Origin of the sequence: Bradyrhizobium sp. NAS80.1 (assembly GCF_001908205.1) — a bacterium.
Classification (GTDB): Bacteria; Pseudomonadota; Alphaproteobacteria; order Rhizobiales; family Xanthobacteraceae; genus Bradyrhizobium.
Genome location: NZ_LGHL01000106.1, coordinates 1 through 21,212, shown reverse-complemented (window position 1 = coordinate 21,212; position 21,212 = coordinate 1). Strand labels below are relative to the sequence as shown.

The window sequence follows — 21,212 nt, the reverse complement described above, 5'->3', positions numbered from 1 at the left end:
CGTAGGGACACGACGAATCTCCTCCAGTGGGAGTCGTCTTTTACAGGATTATTAACGGGAAAGTTTTTGGCATACCACATGCCAGAATGTCAAGCCGCCTATTTTTTGCGGCGTTCCAAGTCGTGCCGTGGCTTGACAAGTTGGCTTCTGGCATACCAAATGCCATCGCCAGCCATTTTTGATCCAAGGCGGCGGAGTAGTCTTGGCTTTATGCCACTCCGTTCCGCGACATGGAACAGAGCGCGGCCAATGGCAAGCATCACGGGCAGCCGCAACACGCGCGCGCTTTGAAAAGAACGAACTGAGGTCAAGGGAGAAGCCACATGTCCAATTCCAAAGATGCCGTCCGCAAGGTGCTCGACCAGGTCAAGGCGGACAACCGTACCAGCCTGACCGCCCCCGAAGGCAAATTGGTCTGCGACGCCTACGGCATTCCGGTGCCGAAGGAGGGCGTGGCGAAGTCGGCGGGCGAGGCCGGCAAGATGGCCTCCTCGATGGGCTTCCCGGTGGTGATGAAGATCGTGTCGCCGGACATTCTCCACAAGACCGAAGCCGGCGGCGTCATCGTCGGCCTCAAGACGGCTGAAGACGCCGAAAAGGCCTACGAGACCATTCTCGGCAACGCCAAGAAGTACAAGGCGGATGCCAAGATCGAGGGCGTTCAGGTCCAGCAGATGCTGGCCGGCGGCACCGAAGTCATCGTTGGCTCGATCACCGACGGCTCGTTCGGCAAACTCGTCGCCTTCGGCCTCGGCGGTGTGCTGGTTGAAGTCTTGAAGGACATCACCTTCCGCCTCGCGCCGGCGACAAAGGAAGACGCGCTCTCGATGCTCGACGGCATCCAGGCGCATGAGATTTTGAAGGGTGTTCGCGGCGGCGAGCCGGTGAACCGCAACGCCCTCGCCGACGTCATCGTCAAGGTCTCGCAGCTCGTCACGGATTTCCCTGAAATCGTCGAGCTCGACCTCAACCCTGTCTTCGCGACCCCGAAGGATGCGACGGCCGCTGACGTCCGCATCGTCGTCGACTTCGCCTACAAGCCGAAGCCGAAGCCGCGCCCGACCGAAGAGATCGTTGCGGCGATGAACCGCATCATGCAGCCGAAGGCGGTCGCCGTGGTCGGCGCCTCGGCCGAGGATGGCAAGATCGGCAACTCCGTGATGAAGAATCTCATCAACGGCGGCTACAAGGGCGACATCTATCCGATCCATCCCAAGGCCGCCGAAATCCTCGGCTACAAGGCGTACAAGAGCGTCAAGGACGTTCCTGGCGTGATCGACGTCGCGGTGTTCGCGATCCCCGCGAAGTTCGTGGCGGCGGCGCTCACCGAATGCGGCGAGAAGAAAATCCCGGGCGCGGTTCTGATCCCGTCGGGCTTCGCCGAAGCCGGCGCGCCGGAGCTTCAGGCCGAGATCGTCGAGGTCGGCAAGAAGTACGATATCCGTCTGATGGGGCCGAACATCTACGGCTTCTACTATACGCCCGCCAATCTCTGTGCGACCTTCTGCACCGCCTACGACGTGAAGGGCCACGCTGCGCTGTCGTCGCAGTCGGGCGGCATCGGCATGGCCATCATCGGCTTCTCGCGCTCGGCCAAGATGGGTGTCTCCGCGATCGTCGGTCTCGGCAACAAGTCCGACATCGACGAAGACGATCTGCTCGCCTTCTTCGAGCAGGACCCGAACACCAATTTGATCGCGCAGCACTGCGAAGACCTCAAGGACGGCCGCGCCTTCGCGGAAGCCGCCAAGCGCGTCTCCAAGAAGAAGCCGGTCGTCGTGCTCAAGGCCGGACGCACCTCGGCCGGCGCCAAGGCAGCCTCGTCGCACACCGGCGCGCTCGCCGGCAACGACCGGATCTACGAGGACGTGTTCAAGCAGTCCGGCGTGATCCGTGCACGGTCGCTGCGCCAGTTGCTCGAGTTCGCCCGCGGCGTGCCGGTTCTGCCGACGCCGAAGGGCGAGAACGTGCTGATCATCACCGGTGCGGGCGGCTCGGGCGTGCTGCTGTCGGACTCCTGCGTCGACAACGGCCTGTCGCTGATGTCGATGCCGCCGGATCTGGATGTGGCGTTCCGCAAGTTCATCCCGCCGTTCGGCGCGGCCGGAAATCCCGTGGATATCACCGGCGGCGAGCCCCCGATCACCTACGTCAACACGGTGAAGCTCGGCCTCTCCGACGACCGCATCCACGCGCTGATCCTCGGCTACTGGCACACGATCGTCACTCCGCCGATGGTGTTCGCCCGCAACATGGTCGAGGTGAAGAAGGAGATGGAGACCAAGGGCTTCGTGAAGCCGATGGTCGCCTCGCTTGCAGGCGACGTCGAGGTCGAGGAAGCCGCCGAATATCTCTACCAGAACGGTATCCCGGCCTACGCCTATTCGACCGAGCTGCCGGTCGAGGTTCTCGGCGCCAAGTACAAGTGGGCGCGTGGGGCAGGGCTACTTTGAGCTGAGCTTGTGTTCGCCTCTCCCCGCTTGCGGGGAGAGGCCGAATTCGATCGCAGATCGAATTCGGGTGAGGGGGAGCTTCCGCGAGTCTAACTGCCACTGTCCTTGCGGAGGCTCCCCCTCACCCTAACCCTCTCCCCGCAAGCGGGGAGAGGGAAATAAGAACGAATGCAGGTCGCGATGAGCAAGAACGTGATCCGGCGCAAATCGCTCGAGCCTCGATCGCCATCGGAGGCGGACCGCGACGGCGGCGTGCAGTCCGTTGACCGCGCCCTTTCCATCATCGAGACACTGGCTGAGGACGACGAAGGCTATCGCCTCAGCGATCTTGCCGTCCGCACCGGCCTGTCGGCCTCCACGGTGCACCGCCTGCTGGCAACGCTGGAAAGCCGGCGCTTCGTGCAGTTCGACCGCGCGGAGTCCAAATGGCATGTCGGCGTGCGCAGCTTCACGGTCGGCGCGAGCTTTGCGCGGCGGCGCAATTTCAGTGCGCAGGCGATTCCTTACTTGCGCAAGCTGCGTGATCTCACTCGCGAAACCGCTAATCTCGCCGTCGTCGACGACGAGTTCATCATCGTTCTGACCCGCCTGGAGAGCCGCGAGATCATGCGCTCGCTGACCAAGGTCGGCGGCCGTGTCGCGATGGTGACTTCAGGCGTCGGCAAGGCGGTGCTCGCGACTTATTCGGACGAGGACGTCGGCGCCGTCATCCGCCATCACGGCATGCCCCGCCTGACAGAGAAGTCGCTCGTCCGGCCGAGCGACCTGTTCAAGGAGCTAGAAAAAATCCGCAAGCAGGGCTACGCCCTCGACGATGAAGAGGCCTGCATGGGCCTGCGCTGTATTGCCGCAGTGGTCTACAACGACTGCGCCGAGCCGCTCGCGGCGATCTCTGTCTCGGGCATGACCAGCCGCCTGACCGACGATAGATTGCCGGAAATCGGGCAAATTGTGCGCGATGTCGCTAGTGAGCTGACGGTCGCGCTCGGCGGGGCGATGCCGTAGCCTGACTAACAAGGAACCGGTCCCTGTCGCTGGACAGCATCGGCCGTTTTGGCTGATATGCGACCAAACGACACAATGCGGACACTGATCAGAACGTCCGCACGAGCCTGGAGAATGCCCCCCATGTTTCAATTTCCCGCGCGCCTTGTCGGCGCAGCCGTCGCGCTGACCCTTGCTATGGGCACACCGACCTTTGCCCAGCAGCTCGAGCTCAAGCTGATGGCGCCGGCGGCACCGGGCGGTGGCTGGGACCAGACCGCGCGCTCGATGCAGCAGGCGCTGGTCGCTTCCGGCGTAGCGCGCAGCGTGCAGGTCACCAACGTTCCCGGCGCAGGCGGCAGCGTCGGCATCGCGCAGTTCGTCAACGGCGCGAAGGGCGATGGCAACCAGATGATGGTCAACGGCTTCGTCATGGTGGGCGCACTCGCCATGAACAAGTCGCCGGTGACGCTCGAGCAGGTGACGCCGATCGCGCGCCTCACCGAGGAAATTCAGGTGATCGTGGTGCCGGCGAATTCGCCGATCAAAACTGCACAGGATCTGGCCGCCGCGGTGAAGGCCGATATCGCCAAGGTGACCTTCGCCGGCGGCTCGGCCGGCGGCGTCGACCACGTGATGGCGGCGTTATTCGCGGGCGCTGTTGGCGCCGACGCGAAGAAGATCAACTACATCCCGTTCTCCGGCGGCGGCGAGTCATTGGCGGCGATCCTCGGCGGCAAGGTCACCGCGGGCATTTCGGGGCTGAGCGAATATGAAGGGCAGATCAAGTCCGGCAAGCTGCGCGCGATCGGCGTGACTTCGGAGAAGCGCACCGCAGGTAGCGACATTCCGACCTTTAGGGAGCAAGGCATCGACCTTGTGATCGCCAACTGGCGTTCGGTGGTCGCGCCTCCCGGCATCACGCCGGAGCAGCGCAAGACGCTCAGCGATGCGGTCGAGAAGATGGTGAAGTCGGATGCCTGGAAGGAGATCCTCAAGCAGAAGGGCTGGGAGGATGCCTATCTCGGCGGCGATGCTTTCGCCGACTTTCTGAAGAAGGAAACGGTGCGCGTCACTGACGTGCTGAGGTCGGTCGGCCTGGTCAAGTCATGACCTCAGGCGATCCCGTCCAGCCGCCGCGGCGCGTCGATCGCGCCGGCATCGTCATCGCTGCATTGCTGGCGGCCACCGCCGCGGTGCTGGTCTGGGACGCGCGCGGCCTGCAATCCACCGCGATGTACGGGATGGGGCCGGAGGCGATGCCGGTCGTGGTCGCCAGCGGGCTGGCGCTGCTCGCGATCGGTAATTTCGTCGATGCGCTGCGCGGTAGCCTGCCGGCGCGCGAGAGCGCCGATCCCGTGCCGGTGGTTCTGATCCTCGTTGGCCTCGCGCTGCTGATCGCCATCATCGGCTTCGGCGGCGGCTTCATCCTGGCGACCTCGGCCCTGTTCGTCACGACGTCCGCGGCATTTGGGCGTCGCGCCATCCTGGTCGACAGCGTCATTGCCATCGTGATGTCGACCCTCATTTATCTCGCGTTCGACCGCCTGTTGACGCTGAGCCTTCCGACCGGCCCCCTGGAGCGACTGCTGTGATGGACACCTTTGCCGCGCTGGCCCACGGCATGGCGGTCGCCGTCCAGCCGATGAACCTGCTTTATGCGCTGATCGGCGTGTTCCTCGGCACAGCCGTTGGCGTGCTGCCCGGCATCGGCCCGGCGCTGACGGTCGCGCTGCTGTTGCCGGTGACGTACAAGCTCGACCCCGGCGGCTCGCTGATCATGTTTGCCGGCATCTATTATGGCGGCATGTATGGCGGATCGACCACGGCGATCCTGATCAACACGCCCGGCGAGAGCGCGTCGATGGCGACGGCGCTCGAAGGCAATAAGATGGCCAAGGCTGGCCGCGGCGGGCCGGCGCTTGCGACATCCGCGATCGGCTCCTTCGTCGCCGGCACCATCGCGACGATCGGGCTCGCCTTTCTTGCGCCGTGGCTGGTCGATTTCGCCGTACGCTTTGGCCCAGAAGATTATTTTGCGCTGATGTGTGTCGCCTTCGTCACGGTGTCGGCGACCTTCGGGGATTCCCCGATCCGCGGCCTGACCAGCCTGTTCATTGGCCTGACGCTGGGCCTGGTCGGCATCGACAAGCTGACCGGACAGGCGCGGCTTGCGTTCGCCGTCCCCGAGCTGCTCGACGGCGTCGAGGTGACGACGCTTGCGGTCGGCCTGTTCGCGGTGGGCGAGGCGCTCTATGTCGCATCGCGCCGCCACCACACCGAGGAGAAGCTCGAGCCGGTACGCGGCTCGCTGTGGATGACCAAGGAAGACTGGAAGCGATCGTGGCGGCCGTGGTTGCGCGGCACCATGTTCGGCTTCCCGATCGGCGCGCTGCCCGCAGGCGGTGCAGAGATCCCGACCTTCCTGTCCTATTCGACCGAGAAGCGGCTCACCAAACATCCGGAAGAGTTCGGCAAGGGCGCGATCGAAGGCGTCGCGGGACCGGAAGCCGCCAACAACGCGTCCGCCGCCGGCACGCTGGTGCCGCTCCTGACGCTCGGGCTGCCGACCTCGGCGACGGCGGCGATGATGCTGGCGGGCTTCCAGCAATACGGCCTCAACCCGGGGCCGCTGCTGTTCGCCGAGCGGCCCGACCTCGTGTGGGGCCTGATCGCGAGCCTGTTCATCGCCAATTGTATGCTGCTCGTGCTCAACCTCCCGCTGGTTGGCCTGTGGGTGCGGCTGCTCGCGATCCCGCAGCCGTGGCTCTATGCCGGCATCCTCGTCTTCGCGACCATGGGCACCATCGCCGCAAAACCATCGGTGGTCGAATTATCGATGCTGGCTGGTTTTGGCGTACTCGGTTTCCTGATGCGGCGGTTCGATTTTCCGATCGCGCCCGTCGTCGTCGGCCTGATCCTCGGTCCGATCGCCGAGAGCCAGTTGCGTCGCGCGCTCGCGATCAGCCTCGGTGATCCCATGACGCTGGTCCAGAGCCCGATCTCGGCCACGCTGCTTGGAGTGGCGCTGATCGCGCTGCTGGCACCCTTCGTGTTGAAGGGGCTCGGGCGGTTCAAGGCGAATGAGGATTAGCGGAACCCTTGATCTGGCGCGTTTGCTCAATGCGTAAGCAGCGGTGCCGTTTTATTTGAGTTGCCCCCGCCGCCGTCGGAGGCAACCATCGTTAGGCTGTCCAATCTTCGCGAGAGCCCGATGACCAAACTCACCCGCTTTGCCGTCGCGCCGCTGCACAGTATGACGCGGCGCCTTGCCGACGTCGCCTCCGGGCGAGTCGCGCCGGATCTCGTCGTCACGGGGGCACGGGTGCTCTCGACCTATTCGGAGCGCATCCGCGCGAACCGCGAGGTCTGGATCACCGGCGGCCGCATCGCGGCGGTGAGGCCGGCCGGGACGGCGAAGAAGGTCTGGAGCGATGTGCCGCTTTACGACGCGGCCGGCGGCATCATCGCGCCGGGGCTGGTCGATCCGCACATCCATATCGAATCCTCGATGGTGACCGCCTGCGCCTATGCCGAGGCCGCGCTGCTCAACGGCACCACGACGATCTTCTGCGACAGCCACGAGATCGGCAACGTCATGGACGTCGCCGGCGTCGAGGCGATGCTGGAGGACGCACGTGAGGCGCCGCTCTCCATCTTCCTGACGGTGCCGTCGACTGTCCCTGCGACCTCGGCCGAACTCGAGACCGCGGGCGGCGACCTCACGCCGGACAAGATCGCCGACCTGTTCGACCGTTGGCCCGAAGCCGTGGCACTCGGCGAGAAGATGGATTTTGTGCCGGTGACGATGGGCGACGAGCGCAGCCACGCGATCCTCGCCGCCGCCTTGAAGCGCGGGCGGCCGGTGTCCGGCCATGTCTACGGCCGCGAATTCGTCGCGGCCTATGCGGCGAGCGGCGTCACCGATACGCATGAGGCGATCGACCGCGACATCGCCGACGACCTGCTCGATGCCGGCGTCTGGGTTTTCCTGCGCGGCGGTCCCCCCACGACGCCTTGGCATTCACTGCCGCAGGCGATCCGCACCATCACCGAGCTCGGTGCCTCGCACAAGCGCACGGCTGTGTGCACCGACGACCGCGACGCCGACGATCTCCTGCTGTTCGGCCTCGACTGGGTGGTGCGCGAGGCGGTGAAGGCGGGGGTTTCGCCGGAGCAGGCGTGGTCGATGGGCTCGCTTCATGGCGCAACACGCTTCGGCATGGAGGGCGATATCGGCGGGCTCGGCGGCGGTCGCCGCGCCGATCTCGTGCTGATGGACGATCAGCTCAAGCCGCAATGCACCTGGTATGGCGGCGAGCTCGTGGTCGAGCACGGCAGGATCACGCCGCGGCTCGATCAGGCGCTGGCGCAGCGTTATCAATATCCAAAGGCGGCCTACGCCACCGTGAAGCTGCCGGAGAAGGTGAGCCTGACGCCCGAGCTGCCGGCGAAAGCCTGCACCGTCAACGCGATCAAGACCGCGCTGCCGGGTATCACGCTGATCCATGAGAAGGTCGCGATCGAACCCGCAAATGATTGGCCATCGTTGTTCGAGCGCTACGGCCTGTGCTTTGTCGCGGTGGTCGAGCGCCACGGCAAGTCGGCGGGCAACGTCGCCCATGGCCTGCTGAAAGATTTCGGCCTGAAGCGCGGCGCGGTCGCCTCGAGCGTCGGGCACGACAGCCACAACATCATCGTTGCAGGAACCAACGAGGCCGATATGCAGGTGGCAATCGCTGCGATCAAGGCGCAGCAGGGCGGTGTCTGCGTCGTCGCCGAGGGGGAGGTGAGGGCGCTGGTCCCGCTGCCAATTGCAGGCCTGCTTTCCGACAAACGCGTCACCGAGGTGGCCGAAGAGGTCAAGGCGCTGAAGAAGGAATGGGCGGACGCCGGCTGCACCATCCCCTACATGGGCTTCAATTTGATTCCGCTATCAGTCATTCCGGAAATTCGTATCACCGACAAGGGCCTCGTGCTGGTGCCGCAGATGGAGCTGGCGCCGCTGTTCGAGTGATCCGCTTTCACACATCTCTCGATCTAACCGATTGAGACCGCCGCGATTTTTTCGCGGCTGCCGCATCGTGGAAAATAAAATCGATCTCGTTGAGATCGCATCTCGGTCGCCCGATGATCTCGCTCGCTGACGCAACTAAGCGAGGTCTGATATGGCGAAGATGCGAGCCGTCGATGCAGCTGTGCGAATCCTGGAGAAGGAAGGTATCTCCACCGCCTTCGGCGTACCCGGAGCAGCGATCAATCCGCTTTACTCGGCGCTGAAGAAGCGCGGCTCGATCCGCCACATCCTCGCGCGGCACGTCGAGGGCGCCTCGCACATGGCCGAAGGCCATACGCGGGCGAAAGCCGGCAATATCGGCGTCTGCATCGGCACGTCGGGGCCGGCCGGCACCGACATGATCACCGGCCTCTATTCGGCGATCGCCGATTCCATTCCGATCCTCTGCATCACCGGACAGGCGCCGCGGGCGCGGCTCTACAAGGAGGATTTCCAGGCCGTCGACATCGAGTCGATCGCCAAGCCCGTGACCAAATGGGCGGTGACCGTGCGCGAGCCGGCGCTGGTGCCGCGGGTGTTCAGTCAAGCGTTCCACGTCATGCGCTCGGGCCGGCCGGGCCCTGTGTTGATCGACATGCCGCTGGATGTGCAGCTCGCCGAGATCGAGTTCGACGACGAGACCTACGAGCCGCTGCCGGTCTACAAGCCGGTCGCGACCCGCAAGCAGGTCGAAAAGGCGCTGGAGATGCTCAACGCGGCCGAGCGCCCGCTAATCGTCGCGGGCGGCGGCATCATCAATGCCGACGCTTCGGACCTGCTGGTCGAATTCGCCGAGATCGCCAACGTGCCTGTCGTGCCGACGCTGATGGGCTGGGGCGCGATCCCCGACGATCACGTGCTGATGGCCGGCATGGTCGGTCTTCAGACCAGCCATCGCTATGGCAATGCGACGCTGCTCGAGTCCGATTTCGTGCTCGGCATCGGCAATCGCTGGGCCAACCGCCACACGGGCTCGGTGGAGACCTACACCAAGGGCCGCACCTTCGTGCATGTCGACATCGAGCCAACCCAGATCGGGCGAGTGTTCAATCCCGATCTCGGCATTGTCTCGGACGCGAAGGCCGCGCTGGAGCTCTTCGTCACTGTCGCCAGGGAGTGGCGCCGGTCAGGCAGGCTCCGCGAGCGCCAGGCGTGGCCCGCGGCCTGCCGCGACCGCAAGCGGACGATGCTGCGCAAGAGCCACTTTGACAACGTCCCGATCAAGCCGCAGCGCGTCTACGAGGAGATGAACAAGGCGTTCGGCCGCGAAACCACCTATGTCACGGTGATCGGCCTGTCGCAGATCGCCGGTGCGCAATTCCTTGGCGTCTACAAGCCGCGCAACTGGATCAATGCCGGGCAGGCCGGGCCGCTCGGCTGGACCCTGCCGGCGGCGCTCGGCGTGCGCGCAGCGTGTCCGGAACGAGAGATCGTCGCGCTGTCGGGCGACTATGACTTCCAGTTCCTGATCGAGGAGCTCGCGGTCGGGGCGCAGTTCAATCTGCCCTACATCCACGTGGTCGTGAACAATTCCTATCTCGGCCTGATCCGGCAGGCCCAGCGCGGCTTCGACATGGATTATCACGTTCAGCTCTCCTTCGAGAACGTCAACGCGCCGGAGATCGGCGTCTACGGCGTCGATCATGTCGCCGTCGCCGAAGGCCTCGGCTGCAAGGCGATCCGCGTTACCGATCCCAAGGACACACAGGCCGCGTTCGCCACGGCACGTGAATTGATGGCGAAGCACCGCGTGCCCGTGGTTGTCGAGTTCATCCTCGAGCGCGTCACCAACATCGCGATGGGTACGGAGATCGACAACATCGTCGAGTTCGAGGAGGTGCTGGACCTGCCGCTCGACGATGTCGGAAGCGCACGCCCAGGCGTGCTGCAGCCGGCGGAATAGGGAGGACAGCATCATGCCGAAATTCGCTGCCAACCTCACCATGCTCTTCAACGAGATGCCGTTTCCCGAGCGCTTCGCCGCGGCGAAGGCGGCCGGCTTCAGCGGGGTCGAATATCTCTTTCCCTACGATTTCGACAAGGCGCTGCTGCGCGAGCAGCTCGAAGCCCACGGGCTGACTCAGGTGCTGCACAACCTACCGGCCGGAAACTGGGCGGCGGGCGAGCGCGGCATCGCGATCCTTCCCGACCGCACGGCCGAATTCCGCGACGGCGTGTTCCGCGCCATCGACTATGCCAAGGCGCTCGATTGCGAGCAGCTCAACTGCCTCGTCGGCATCGCACCCGTCGATGCCGATCCGCGCGAGCTCAACGAGACGCTTGTGGGCAACCTGCGTTTCGCGGCCTCGACCCTGGCGCGAGAGAACATCAAGCTCCTGGTCGAGCCGATCAACACGCTCGACATCCCCGGCTTCTATCTCAACGGCACCGAACAGGCGGTGCAGCTCATATCCGACGTGCGCTCGAGCAATTTGTTCATCCAGTACGACATCTATCACATGCAGATCATGGAGGGCGATCTCGCCCGCACCATGCAGGAATATCTCGACCGCATCGCCCATATCCAGCTCGCCGACAATCCTGGCCGTCACGAGCCCGGCACTGGCGAGATCAACTATCCCTTCCTGTTCCGCCATCTCGATGCCATCGGCTATCGCGGCTGGATCGGATGCGAATACAAGCCGCGCACCACGACGCTGGAAGGCCTGTCCTGGCACGCAGCGCAGACCTTCGAGACCTGAGGACATCTGGACATGATCGATATCGGCTTCATCGGACTTGGCACCATGGGACGGCCGATGGCCGGCCATCTTCTGGCCGCGGGCCATCGCGTTCTCCTGCATGACGTCGCCCCGGTCGCGCCGGAGCTGATCGCGGCCGGCGGCGTTGCCTGCAAGTCGAGCAAGGAAGTGGCGGAGGAGGCGGATGCCGTCATCATCATGGTGCCGGATACGCCGCACGTCGAGGCCGTGCTGTTCGGCAAGGACGGCGTTGCCGCTGGCATCTCAAAAGGCAAGATTGTCGTCGACATGAGCTCGATCTCGCCGCTGGCGACGAAAGAGTTCGCAAAGAAGGTCGAGGCGCTCGGCGCGGACTATCTCGACGCGCCGGTGTCGGGCGGGGAAGTCGGCGCCAAGGCGGCGAGCCTCACCATCATGGTCGGCGGGCCGGAGCGCGCCTTCAACACAATGAAGTCTGTGTTCGACAAGATGGGCAAGAACGTGACCCGCGTCGGCGCCAATGGCGACGGGCAGACGACGAAGGTCGCCAACCAGATCATCGTCGCGCTGACGATCGGAGCGGTGAGCGAAGCGCTGCTGTTTGCGTCGAAAGCCGGTGCTGATCCGGCGCTGGTGCGGCAGGCCCTGGTGGGTGGATTCGCTTCGTCGCGGATTCTCGAAGTGCATGGCGAGCGCATGGTGAAGCGCAATTTCGAGCCGGGCTTTCGGATCGAGCTGCACCAGAAGGACCTCAACCTCGCGCTCGAAGGCGCTCGCTCGCTGGGACTGTCGCTGCCGAGCACGGCGGTGGCGCAGCAATTATTCTCGGCCTGCACCGCGCATGGCGGCAAGGCCTGGGATCATTCGGCGATGGTGCGAGCGTTGGAACTAATGGCGGGGCACGAGATCGCCGCTGCGGAAAGTGTTACGCCGTAACAGGTTTCCGTGGTGATGGCGCGTGTTTGGTCGCGGGGGAGCCGGAACGACGATCCGGCCCCGTGGTTGGAGGCCTTAGCCTGTCAGAGCCGAACTTGCGCGAAAGCGGGTCATGACCCAATCGGCGGCAGCGGCGAGCGCAAAGCCGATACAGGCCGTTCCGGCATCGACCACAAAATCCTCCAGCCGGGCATGTCGTCCTGGCGCCCAGAATTGCATCAGCTCAAGCACGCCGATCAGGACCACCGCGGCGGCGGCGACGGCCCAGCGGCGATTCCGGTAAGCGAGGCCGAAAGCCAGCCCCACCAAGATGAAGGCGAGGGCATGCTCACTATCTTGGCCGAGGTCGGAATGCGGCCGCAGGCTGGGCGGGCTGAGGGTTGCGAAGGTAACGGCGGCTGCGAGCAGCCAGGCAAAAAAGCGAACAAAAATGGACATCCGGTGCCGATAGCACGGATTCTCGACAGCAGGTATCAGATCGCCGTGTAGTTAATTACGAAACGTTAAAGTGGCTCGCGCACGCCGAGGCCGTGCATGAAGCGCTCCCGGATCTGTACGGGGTCCCGGCGGGTGGTGCCGACCCCCGGCTTGTCGTCGATGCGGACAGCGATCAGGCTCGGCTCCGAGGCAGTCATGGCCTCGTCGACCAGCCGCTCGAAATCCTCCTCGTCGGCGGCCCAGGCGCTGTTGGCTAGCCCCGAGCCGGCGGCGATGGCGACGATGTCGGCGACCTGTGCCGCCGGCGTCGGCTGCGCGCCGGTGATCTGATAGATGCCGTTGTCCATCACGATCATGATCAGGTTCTTCGGCTTCAACGTCGCAATCGTCGAGAGTGCGCCAAGCTGCATCAACAGCGAGCCGTCGCCTTCGAGCGCGAAGACGCGGCGATCAGGCTGCGCCAGGGCAACGCCCAGCGCGATCGGGAAGGCGAGGCCCATGCTGCCGAGCATGTAGAAATTCTGCGGGCGATGGCCGGCGGCCCAGAGGTCGAAATTGGTGTTGCCGATGCCGCCGATCACCGCTTCCTCGTTCTTGAGCTTCGCGATCAGGCGCGAGGTGACATCGAAGCGGTTCATCACTTTGGTGTTGCCAGTGTTCATGGCCGGGCTCACTTGTCGAAAACCTTGCCGCCCGTGAGCAGCGGGTTGAGGATCAGCGCCACCGGCGCCTGCGTCGTGACGGCCTGCTTGATCGAGCGGTCGGCGATGAATTCGAGTTCGTCGAGTCGGGTGATGGTGTGATGCTCCAGCGCCAGCGAGTCCAGCACGGGGCGCATGGTGCGACAGACCAGCGACTGGCCGTAGTTGAACTCGCCGAGCGTGCCGCGCTCGGACACGAACATGATCAGCGGGATCTGGTAGGGCACCGCGAGCGAGGCGAGCACGTTAGCGAGCGTGGCAAAGCCCGAGGTCTGCATCAGCATCGCGCCGCGCCGTCCACCCATCCAGGCGCCCGAGAGGATGCCCACGGCCTCCTCCTCGCGGGCGGTCGCAAAGGTGGTGAAGAAGGGATCGGCGTGCAGGTTCTTGATCAGCGGCGTCAGCACGCGATCGGGCACGTAAGGGATGAGGCTGATCTCGTTCCGCTTCAGGGTCTGCAGGACGATGCCGTGCCAGCTCTTGTCGCTGGAGGCCTGCGCCGCCTGGGTTGAATTATGCTGTTCCGCAATCGCCATTGCGTTCTCCCTCGAGCCGCGCATGCTTCTTGGTCTTTGCCATTGTCCTGGCCGTCGCGGCGGTCTGCCGAACTTGACGCGGCGGGCGGGATTGTCAACATGTCCGGGCCGGCACCGTGATCTGCGCCAGATGGCCTGCCGTGGCCGGCACCGCCATGTCATAAGCGATGATAACGGGAAAAGTTGGGGGAGCATGGTAGGGGGCGCGTCGCGCAGACCTTGCGGATCTCCCTAGAGAGCCGGAAGGGTCCTGATGTCCGTCAACAGCAAGCGCGTCTTCTACGTCAAATATCTGGCCAATCCGATCTATATCGACATCCTGAAGGCGCGGCCCGACGTCCGGCTCGATCGCATCGAAAACGAGAGCCCTGAAGATTTCTATGCGCCGATCCTGAGCGCGGCCCATGTCTACCAGATCGGTGCGGCCCGCGATGAGCTCGCGCCGCATTTCCATGTCGATGCCGCCTTCCTGAAGCGCACGCCGAAGTTGCTGCTCGTCTCCAGCAATGGCGCAGGCTTTGATCCCGTCGACGTCGAGGCCTGCACCGATGCGGGCGTCCTGGTCGTCAATCAGTCCGGCGGCAACGCCCATTCCGTCGCCGAGCATGCGCTCGCGATGATGCTGACCCTGTCCAAGCGCATCATCCAGTCCGACCGCCGTTTGCGCAGGGAGCGCGACGTCAATCGCAACGAGCTCGTCGGTAATGAGGTCGAGCACAAGACCGTCGGCATCATCGGGCTCGGCAATGTCGGACGCCGCATCGCGGCACTCTGCAAGGGCCTGCTCGGCATGAAGGTGCTGGCCTACGATCCGTACCTCACGGCCGAGGTGATGGCCGAGCGGGGCGGGGAGAAGGTCGAGCTCGACGAGCTGCTGCGCCGCGCCGATTTTGTCTCGATTTCCTGTCCGCTCGACAAGCGCAGCCGCAACATGATCAGCGTGCGCGAGTTCGGGCTGATGCAGCCACACGCCTATTTCATCACCACGGCTCGCGGCTTCATCCATGACGAGGATGCGCTGCTCCAGGCGTTGCGCGACAAGCGCATCGCGGGTGCCGGTCTCGACGTCTGGTCCAAGGAGCCGCCGCCGCCGGAGCATCCGCTGCTCAAGTTCGACAACGTGCTGGCGAGCCCGCATACCGCAGGCGTTACGATCGAGGCGCGCCAGAACATGGGCCGTATCGCCGCCGAGCAGGTGCTGGAGACCCTCGACGGCAAGCGACCGCCGCGCATCATCAATCCCGAGGTCTGGCCGCGTTATGTGCAGCGCTTCAAGCAGGCCTTTGGCGTGACGCCGGGCTAGGGGCGCGCGAAGTCTGATCGCGCTCCGATCTTTGGTTACGAGGATGAAAACAGAAAGCGGCGGATTTTACTGATGGCGTGAGTGAACGCGTATGACTTGTCCTGTAGATCAGGGTTCATGAGCATATTTTCGATTGCGACATCCGAACTGTCTGCGGTGAGTCTGCGCGTGAGCGTGGCCGCGAGCAATATCGCCAACGTTCGCACCACCGGCCCGCTACCGGCGTCAGGCGGATCGGGCACGTCGGCCGGTGCGGGCAGCCCGAGCATTGGTCCGACGTTTCCCGCGGTTTATGTGCCATTGCGCGTCGATCAGGTCGATCAATCGAGCGGCTCGACGGCGGGCGGTACGGTTGCGACCGTGTCGACAGTCTCTCCGAGCTTTACCGCACAATTCGACCCAAGCGCTCCCTTCGCAAACCAGGACGGCCTGGTCGCAGCGCCGAATGTCGATCTCGCCAACGAATTCGTTGAGCTGGAGATCGCAAAGTCCAGCTTCATTGCCAATGCGAAGGTCATTCAAGCCTACTCAGAAACGACAGAGTCGCTACTCGAAATCACGACGTGATGGCTGATGTCGGCCCTGTCCCGGTAGCCTTCGCTCGTGCGCCTCCACCGGCGTGACACCGGGGTAGGGTGTCTACCCCAGCTTTGCGCCGAGCTGCTTGAAGACGGCTTCGCACGTCATGAGGTCGAGATGGCCGCCGCCCGCGTTCTTGAAGAACGTAATGTCGGACGGTGAGGTCCGTCCCTCCACGCGACCGCCGGCGAGGTCGTAGAGGTCGCCGAGAACATCGGTCTCGCTGATCGCACCATTCGCGATCGGCTGCAGGATGTCGCCAACGCCGTGGAAAGCGGATTCCCGCCGGTCCACGAAGACGCGCGATCGCTTTGCCGCCTCGTCATCGGCCTCACGCGTTTGCGGCGTGTAGCCGCCGACCAGGTCGAGATGTGTTCCCGGCCGCAGGTTGCGCCCCTTGATCAGCGGTGCATGCGACCGGGTGCAGGTTGTGATGATGTCGGCCTCGCGCGTTGCGACGTCGAGGTCTGTAGTCGTTTCGCACCTCACACCGCCGGCCACCAGCCGCCTGGCAAGATCCGCGGCCCGTTCCGGGCTCCGGTTCCAGATCACCACGCGTTGCAGCGACGGCCGGACAGTGCGATGCGCCCGGATCAGCCATTCGGACATCTCCCCTGCGCCGACGCAAAGGAGCGTCTCGGGATTGGGCGCTGCGAGAAGTTTCGCGCCCAGCGCGGAGTCGGCGGCGGTGCGCCAATGCGTGATCTCGGTCCCGTCCATCGCCGCCAGCGGCCGTCCGTTCGTGCCGTCGAACAGCACGCACACGGCCTGCACCGCCGGCATCTTGCCTTCCGCGAGGTTGGCCGGAAAGCTGGTGAACATCTTGCTCGCCATGTACCGGCCGGGATCGACGGCGCTCCGGATGACGTATTGCGCCTTCTCGCCACCGAGGAAGGCGTCCAGAACCTCCATCTTCGGCCGGCGGTGCGCTTCTTCTAAGGCCGCAATGAGGATCGGGAACGTCAGAACCTTCGTGACTTCGGTGTCGGAGACAAAGTGCAAGGCAAAATCCTTATGGGTGAAGATCGGCACTCCGGCTTAGACTCCGGCAGCGGGTTCCGCAATGGATTGGCCGCGGCGTCCGATCGATCTTGATGCGCATCAAAATCTCCTTCCCTCGTCCGGCCTAAATGGGACTAAGGTGCTGCCGGGGCAGCAGGAGGACCCCATGTCCATCTATGTCGTCAGGTTCATGAAGGACGTGCTCGGCGAGTACGGCCGGCAGAGGGAGATTTGCCAGGGCACGCTCGAAATCGACGCCACCGACGAGAACGAAGCCAGGGAGCGGGCGAAGGCAAAATTCTGCAAGGACCAGGCGTTGCATCACTGGTCGCTGCATGCCGACCGCATCCAGGTGAGGCAGGCTGACTTTCCGTCGTGAGGATCTAATGCGCGACGCGATTGGATGAAGTGTCATCGCGCCTTCGCTTATTGTTTGAACCCTACCGGCCCGGCGCCGCGACAGGCGGGGGCGCCGTCGTCCCCGCGCCGAGCGAACGCTGCACCATGACGGTGTCGGACCAGCGGCCGTGGCGGTAGGCGACACCGCACAGCAGGCCGGCGCGCGCGAAGCCGAACTTCTCGTGCAGCGCCAGCGAGGGCGCGTTGTCGGCATCGATATAGCCGATCATCTGGCGGAAGCCGGCCGCGGCACAAGCATCGATCAATTCCCCGAGCAGCAGCCGGCCAACCCCGCGGCCAAGATGCTCGTGGTGGACGTAGATCGAATGCTTGGCCGTGTAACGATAGGCCGGGCGCTTGCGGAACAGCGCCGCATAGGCATATCCGACGACCTCGCCACGAAAGGTTGCGACCAGATGCGGCAGACGGGTCTGCTTCAGGTTCTTGCGCCGGTCGCGCAGATCGTCCGGTTCGGGCGCTCCGGTTCCCTCGACATCGCGCGGCACACCATTGCGGACGTGATGGCGGTAGATCGCCAGCATCGCCTCGACATCGCTCTCGCGTGAGGGACGGACCAGGACCGGCTCATCATCCGGGCGCGCAACTGCTGTTTCGTTCATCGGCATCTACTCGGCAACGACGTAAGTATAGAGCCCGATGCGGCCGTTCGCATCGATCTCCTTGTAAACGCCCTGGATTTCCACATCGAAGCCCGGAAAAGTGTTGAAGCAGGTCTCGAACATCTTGAGATAGTCCACCATGGGCTTCGCCCGGTCCGTCAGCCGCTCGCCGGGCACGATGGTGGCGATGCCGGGCGGATAGACCACGAAGGGCGTGGTGGCGATGCGGCCCGCAATCGCCTCGATCGGCAAATAGTCGACATCGTTGCGGAACAAATAGCGCGCGGCATCGCGGGGCGAGATCGCGATCTCCGGCATGTGCTCGGGCATGAACTGCCGTGCCTGGAGCGCGCTGACATCGGCCGCGCGGAAGAAGCGGTGCATCTCGCCGCAGAGGTCGCGCAGCCGCACGCCAGCATAGCGCGCCTGCCGCCGCTGGTAGAATTCGGGAATGACGTCCGCCAGAAGCGCGTTGTCGTCGTGCAGCTTCTTGAACGCGACGAGGCCGGAAATCAGCGTGCCGGCCTTGCTCGCCTCGACGCCGGGGGTGAGCAGGAAGAGCAGGGAATTGAGGTCGTTCTTCTCGGGCACGATGCGGTTCTCACGCAGATATTGCGCAACGACCGGAGCCGGGATGCCGTGCTCGGCATAGGCGCCGGTGGCGCGGTCAAAGCCGGGCGTGAGCAGCGTCAACTTGTTCGGGTCGGTCATGGCAAAGCCTTCGGTGAGGCCAGGGAAGCCATGCCAGGTCGTGTCGGGGGAGAGCTGCCATAGCGCGGGATTGGTGGCGAGCTCGTCGGTGGACAGCGTTTCCCAGGCGACGTTGTGCGGGGCGCCGGGGCGGCTGGCATCGGGAATCGCGACGCGGTCGGGGACGAAGGGTTCGAAGAACCAGCGCCGGTCCGGATTTTGCTCCTTCTCCTCGAACTCCCTGCGCATCGCGCGGATTTTCTTGCGCAGCTCGATGCCGAGCCGGATCGTGTCGTCCCAGAGCACTTCGCCGGAACGGCCCTTCATCATCTGTGCGCCGACGTCGAGCGAGGCGAACAGCGGATAGAACGGCGACGTGGAAGCGTGTTGCATGAAACTCTCGTTGAAGCGGCGGTGCTCTACGCGCCGCTTCTGGCCGCGGATATGGCGGTCCTTGATGTGGATTTGCGAGGCCTGCGAAAAGCTCGCGAGCTGCTTGTGGGTTGACTGCGTCGCGATGATGCCGGGCGCCTCGGGAGGAAGGTTCGCCAGGCCCATGGCGAACCGGCCGGCGTAGAGCGGATGGAACTTCATGAAGCCGGCCCAGGCCTCGTCGAACAGGATGTATTCGCAGAGATGGCCGATGCGCTTCAAAATCATCTCGGCGCTGTGGATCGAGCCGTCATAGGTGCACTGCTCGACGACCGCGACACGGAAGGGGCGCTCCTTGCGCCAGGCATCCTTGTCCGTGACCAGCGGATGGTTGCGGATCGCTTCGCGCAAGGCCTTCTCGCCGAGCGCATCCCAGCGCATCGGGCCGATCAGGCCCCAGGCGTTGCGGATGGTCGGCACGTAGATCGGGATGCCGCCATTGATCATCAGCGCGCCGTGATGGGCCGCCTTGTGGTTGTTGCGGTCGAACAGCACGAGGTCGCCGTCGGTGACGAGGGCGCCCAGCGCGACCTTGTTGGAGGTCGAGGTGCCGTTGAGCACGAAATAGGTCTTTTCGGCACCAAAGATCTGAGCGGCCTCCTTCTGCGCCTTCAGCGCAGGGCCTTCATGGGTGAGGAGGTCGCCGAGATCGAGCACGGAATTGTCGAGGTCGTCGCGGAAGACGGACTCGCCCAGATGCTCGACGAAGACCCGGCCGATCGGGCTGCGGCTGTAGAACGAGCCGCCATTGTGACCCGGGCAGGTCCAGAGCTGGTTGCCTTCCTCGGCATAATCGACGAGCGCGCCGAAGAACGGCGTCTTCAGCGTCTCGGCATATTGCTTGAGGCGGCTGATCAGATTCTTGGCGATGAAGGGCGGGGTCTCTTCGGAGAGGAAGACGTAGCCGTCGATGAAATCGAGCACCTCGACCGGCAGGTCCTCGAAGCGTTTGCGCCGGATCAGGAGGATGATCGGGAAGTCGAGGCCGCGGCGCCGCATCAGGTTGATCAGCGCCGAGGTCTTGCCTTCCAGGCCCTTCTTGCCCCAGTCCACCACCATGCAGCCGATCGCTGCATCGGTCTGCACCGCGATCTCGGCGTCTTCCAGCTTGCGGGCCCGGACCACCTCGAAGCCGGAGCGCTGGATCTCCTCGATGATCTGGTTGAAGCGGACGCCCTCGAGGTCGTCTGCGTCGAACACAGGTGCGGCGAACAGGAAGTTGAAGCGCTTGAAATAGTCCATGGCGTGTCCCGAATGTGCGAGACCGACAGGTCTCCGTACATTCGATGACAGTCCTATGACAGCGGCGCAGGTCGGCCTTCCTCCTCTTTGGAGGGGGAGGGGAACCGCTAGTGTTTCAGTTCGCCGAACACCACCGTTGGTACCGCGCGGTTGACGATTTCGCGCAGCGCGAAGCTGGATTGCACGCGCGCCACGCGTGGCAGGCGCGACAGCTCGGTGCGGTGGATGCGCTCGAAATCCTGGATGTCGCGAGCCAGCACGATCAGGATGTAGTCGTCGGTGCCCGACATCAGGAAGCATCGTACGACGGACGGACACTTTACCACCTCCGCCTCGAAGGCCTTGAGCGCCTCGTCGCTCTGGCTCTCCAGCGCGATGCGGACCAGCACCGTGGTGGTCAGGCCGAACTGCGTGAGGTCGAGCGCGGCCTGGTAGGCCTGGATGTAGCCGTCGTCTTCCAGCGCCTTCTGCCGCCGCGCCAAGGCGGTGCTGGACAGGCCGACCTTGTTGGCGAGCTCGGTGTGGCTCGCCCGCGCATTGGTCGTGAGTTCCACAAGGATGGCGAGGTCTTTCCGGTCGAGGGCCAAGGTTCTGTTTCCAGCGTGAAAGGGCGCGTCCGCGCCGGAAACCGGCGCGAGGTAACCAAAACTAGCGGATATTTGCACGAAACCAAACCGGTCGCGTCGCTACGATGATGGAGTGAATCAGGATACCGGAAGGGAGCTTAAGATGCGCGTCGGTGTTCCCAGGGAAATCAAGGTGGAGGAATATCGCGTCGGGCTCACCCCGGGCGCCGTCCGCGAATATGTCTCGGCCGGGCACCAGGTGACGGTCGAGACCGGCGCCGGCAGCGGTATCGGCGCGTCCGACGAGGTGTACCAGCGGGCAGGGGCCACCATCGCCGAGAGCGCGCGTGATATCTTCGCCAAGTCCGACATGATCGTGAAGGTGAAGGAGCCGCAGCGAGGCGAATGGGCTCAGCTCCGCGAAAGCCAGATCCTGTTTACCTATCTCCATCTGGCGCCGGATCCCGAACAGGCCAAGGGTTTGCTCGCCTCCGGCTGTACTGCGATCGCCTATGAAACCGTCACCGACGCGGCCGGCCGCCTCCCCCTGCTCGCGCCGATGAGCGAAGTCGCCGGCCGCCTCGCCATCGAGGC

19 protein-coding genes and 1 pseudogene are annotated in these 21,212 nt (G+C 64.4%); 13 read left to right on the top strand and 7 right to left on the bottom strand.

Features of this window, described 5'->3' with window-relative positions; genetic code table 11:
• Positions 1-323: 323 nt before the first annotated feature.
• The 9 genes from AC629_RS23160 to AC629_RS23120 all read left to right on the top strand — a co-directional run bounded on the left by AC629_RS23160 (position 324) and on the right by AC629_RS23120 (position 12,110).
• Positions 324-2,453, top strand: a complete 2,130-nt coding sequence (locus AC629_RS23160; protein ID WP_084807277.1) for an acetate--CoA ligase family protein — start codon at positions 324-326, stop codon at positions 2,451-2,453.
• Between the two features lie 180 nt (positions 2,454-2,633).
• Positions 2,634-3,458, top strand: a complete 825-nt coding sequence (locus AC629_RS23155; protein WP_084807316.1) for an IclR family transcriptional regulator — start codon at positions 2,634-2,636, stop codon at positions 3,456-3,458.
• Positions 3,459-3,581: 123 nt separating this feature from the next.
• Positions 3,582-4,550, top strand: a complete 969-nt coding sequence (locus tag AC629_RS23150; protein WP_084807276.1) for a Bug family tripartite tricarboxylate transporter substrate binding protein — start codon at positions 3,582-3,584, stop codon at positions 4,548-4,550.
• On the top strand, positions 4,547-5,032 hold the full coding sequence (locus tag AC629_RS23145) for a tripartite tricarboxylate transporter TctB family protein (RefSeq protein ID WP_074116570.1): 486 nt from the start codon (positions 4,547-4,549) through the stop codon (positions 5,030-5,032). Before AC629_RS23150 ends, AC629_RS23145 begins: the two co-directional genes overlap by 4 nt.
• The gene (locus AC629_RS23140) at positions 5,032-6,531 is read left to right on the top strand and encodes a tripartite tricarboxylate transporter permease (RefSeq protein WP_084807275.1); all 1,500 of its coding nucleotides are present in this window, start codon (positions 5,032-5,034) and stop codon (positions 6,529-6,531) included. The genes AC629_RS23145 and AC629_RS23140 overlap by 1 nt, the downstream gene beginning before the upstream one ends.
• Positions 6,532-6,651: 120 nt before the next feature.
• Entirely contained in the window at positions 6,652-8,454 is a 1,803-nt protein-coding gene (locus AC629_RS23135; RefSeq protein WP_084807274.1) for an adenine deaminase, read from the top strand.
• Between the two features lie 151 nt (positions 8,455-8,605).
• Complete coding sequence (gene gcl / locus AC629_RS23130; protein WP_084807273.1) at positions 8,606-10,396, top strand: glyoxylate carboligase; 1,791 nt, start codon at positions 8,606-8,608, stop codon at positions 10,394-10,396.
• A gap of 13 nt (positions 10,397-10,409) precedes the next feature.
• Entirely contained in the window at positions 10,410-11,195 is a 786-nt protein-coding gene (gene hyi, locus AC629_RS23125; RefSeq protein ID WP_084807272.1) for a hydroxypyruvate isomerase, read from the top strand.
• A 12-nt stretch (positions 11,196-11,207) separates the two neighbouring features.
• Positions 11,208-12,110 carry a 2-hydroxy-3-oxopropionate reductase gene (locus tag AC629_RS23120; RefSeq protein ID WP_084807271.1) on the top strand — a complete coding sequence of 301 codons (903 nt, stop codon included), beginning with the start codon at positions 11,208-11,210 and terminating at the stop codon, positions 12,108-12,110.
• Between the two features lie 75 nt (positions 12,111-12,185).
• Here AC629_RS23120 and AC629_RS23115 read toward each other — a convergent pair whose 3' ends face one another.
• The 3 genes from AC629_RS23115 to AC629_RS23105 all read right to left on the bottom strand — a co-directional run bounded on the left by AC629_RS23115 (position 12,186) and on the right by AC629_RS23105 (position 13,785).
• A complete protein-coding gene (locus AC629_RS23115) occupies positions 12,186-12,548 on the bottom strand; it encodes a VanZ family protein (RefSeq protein ID WP_084807270.1) in 363 nt (120 codons plus the stop codon).
• 65 nt (positions 12,549-12,613) lie between these two features.
• A complete protein-coding gene (locus AC629_RS23110; protein WP_084807269.1) occupies positions 12,614-13,210 on the bottom strand; it encodes a thiamine pyrophosphate-dependent enzyme in 597 nt (198 codons plus the stop codon).
• An 8-nt stretch (positions 13,211-13,218) separates the two neighbouring features.
• Positions 13,219-13,785, bottom strand: a complete 567-nt coding sequence (locus AC629_RS23105) for a thiamine pyrophosphate-binding protein (RefSeq protein ID WP_084807315.1) — start codon at positions 13,783-13,785, stop codon at positions 13,219-13,221.
• Between the two features lie 253 nt (positions 13,786-14,038).
• Here AC629_RS23105 and AC629_RS23100 point away from each other — a divergent pair, with 253 nt between their 5' ends.
• Together AC629_RS23100 and AC629_RS23095 are read left to right on the top strand one after the other, a co-directional pair.
• Complete coding sequence (locus tag AC629_RS23100) at positions 14,039-15,088, top strand: hydroxyacid dehydrogenase (protein ID WP_084807268.1); 1,050 nt, start codon at positions 14,039-14,041, stop codon at positions 15,086-15,088.
• 117 nt (positions 15,089-15,205) lie between these two features.
• Positions 15,206-15,655 (top strand): flagellar basal body rod protein FlgC, encoded by a 450-nt coding sequence (locus AC629_RS23095; RefSeq protein ID WP_084807267.1) that lies wholly within the window; start codon positions 15,206-15,208, stop codon positions 15,653-15,655.
• A gap of 72 nt (positions 15,656-15,727) precedes the next feature.
• Here the strand turns inward: AC629_RS23095 and AC629_RS23090 are convergent, their stop codons facing one another.
• The gene (locus AC629_RS23090; RefSeq protein WP_084807314.1) at positions 15,728-16,669 is read right to left on the bottom strand and encodes an ornithine cyclodeaminase family protein; all 942 of its coding nucleotides are present in this window, start codon (positions 16,667-16,669) and stop codon (positions 15,728-15,730) included.
• A 166-nt stretch (positions 16,670-16,835) separates the two neighbouring features.
• Between AC629_RS23090 and AC629_RS47040 the strand changes: the two genes are divergently transcribed.
• On the top strand, positions 16,836-17,048 hold the full coding sequence (locus AC629_RS47040) for a hypothetical protein (protein ID WP_084807313.1): 213 nt from the start codon (positions 16,836-16,838) through the stop codon (positions 17,046-17,048).
• Positions 17,049-17,109: 61 nt separating this feature from the next.
• On the opposite strand, the gene AC629_RS23080 is transcribed toward AC629_RS47040, so the two are convergent.
• The 3 genes from AC629_RS23080 to AC629_RS23070 form a co-directional block, all read right to left on the bottom strand.
• Positions 17,110-17,688: a GNAT family N-acetyltransferase gene (locus tag AC629_RS23080; RefSeq protein WP_084807312.1), complete on the bottom strand. Its 579-nt coding sequence runs from the start codon at positions 17,686-17,688 to the stop codon at positions 17,110-17,112.
• A gap of 6 nt (positions 17,689-17,694) precedes the next feature.
• Positions 17,695-20,052 (bottom strand): Orn/Lys/Arg family decarboxylase, encoded by a 2,358-nt coding sequence (locus tag AC629_RS23075; RefSeq protein ID WP_084807266.1) that lies wholly within the window; start codon positions 20,050-20,052, stop codon positions 17,695-17,697.
• Positions 20,053-20,159: 107 nt separating this feature from the next.
• Positions 20,160-20,639, bottom strand: a complete 480-nt coding sequence (locus AC629_RS23070; protein ID WP_084807265.1) for an Lrp/AsnC family transcriptional regulator — start codon at positions 20,637-20,639, stop codon at positions 20,160-20,162.
• Positions 20,640-20,781: 142 nt separating this feature from the next.
• Here AC629_RS23070 and AC629_RS23065 point away from each other — a divergent pair.
• Positions 20,782-21,212: pseudogene (locus tag AC629_RS23065) on the top strand (alanine dehydrogenase); the annotation flags it as partial.

Excerpts from the sequence above, each read along its gene's own strand:
- AC629_RS23160 (WP_084807277.1), top strand. The coding sequence starts at position 324 with ATGTCCAATTCCAAAGATGCCGTCCGCAAGGTGCTCGACCAGGTCAAG.
- AC629_RS23155 (WP_084807316.1), top strand. The coding sequence starts at position 2,634 with ATGAGCAAGAACGTGATCCGGCGCAAATCGCTCGAGCCTCGATCGCCA.
- AC629_RS23150 (WP_084807276.1), top strand. The coding sequence starts at position 3,582 with ATGTTTCAATTTCCCGCGCGCCTTGTCGGCGCAGCCGTCGCGCTGACC.
- AC629_RS23145 (WP_074116570.1), top strand. The coding sequence starts at position 4,547 with ATGACCTCAGGCGATCCCGTCCAGCCGCCGCGGCGCGTCGATCGCGCC.
- AC629_RS23140 (WP_084807275.1), top strand. The coding sequence starts at position 5,032 with ATGGACACCTTTGCCGCGCTGGCCCACGGCATGGCGGTCGCCGTCCAG.
- AC629_RS23135 (WP_084807274.1), top strand. The coding sequence starts at position 6,652 with ATGACCAAACTCACCCGCTTTGCCGTCGCGCCGCTGCACAGTATGACG.
- gcl (WP_084807273.1), top strand. The coding sequence starts at position 8,606 with ATGGCGAAGATGCGAGCCGTCGATGCAGCTGTGCGAATCCTGGAGAAG.
- hyi (WP_084807272.1), top strand. The coding sequence starts at position 10,410 with ATGCCGAAATTCGCTGCCAACCTCACCATGCTCTTCAACGAGATGCCG.
- AC629_RS23120 (WP_084807271.1), top strand. The coding sequence starts at position 11,208 with ATGATCGATATCGGCTTCATCGGACTTGGCACCATGGGACGGCCGATG.
- AC629_RS23115 (WP_084807270.1), bottom strand. The coding sequence starts at position 12,548 with ATGTCCATTTTTGTTCGCTTTTTTGCCTGGCTGCTCGCAGCCGCCGTT.
- AC629_RS23110 (WP_084807269.1), bottom strand. The coding sequence starts at position 13,210 with ATGAACACTGGCAACACCAAAGTGATGAACCGCTTCGATGTCACCTCG.
- AC629_RS23105 (WP_084807315.1), bottom strand. The coding sequence starts at position 13,785 with ATGGCGATTGCGGAACAGCATAATTCAACCCAGGCGGCGCAGGCCTCC.
- AC629_RS23100 (WP_084807268.1), top strand. The coding sequence starts at position 14,039 with ATGTCCGTCAACAGCAAGCGCGTCTTCTACGTCAAATATCTGGCCAAT.
- AC629_RS23095 (WP_084807267.1), top strand. The coding sequence starts at position 15,206 with ATGAGCATATTTTCGATTGCGACATCCGAACTGTCTGCGGTGAGTCTG.
- AC629_RS47040 (WP_084807313.1), top strand. The coding sequence starts at position 16,836 with ATGTCCATCTATGTCGTCAGGTTCATGAAGGACGTGCTCGGCGAGTAC.
- AC629_RS23080 (WP_084807312.1), bottom strand. The coding sequence starts at position 17,688 with ATGAACGAAACAGCAGTTGCGCGCCCGGATGATGAGCCGGTCCTGGTC.
- AC629_RS23075 (WP_084807266.1), bottom strand. The coding sequence starts at position 20,052 with ATGGACTATTTCAAGCGCTTCAACTTCCTGTTCGCCGCACCTGTGTTC.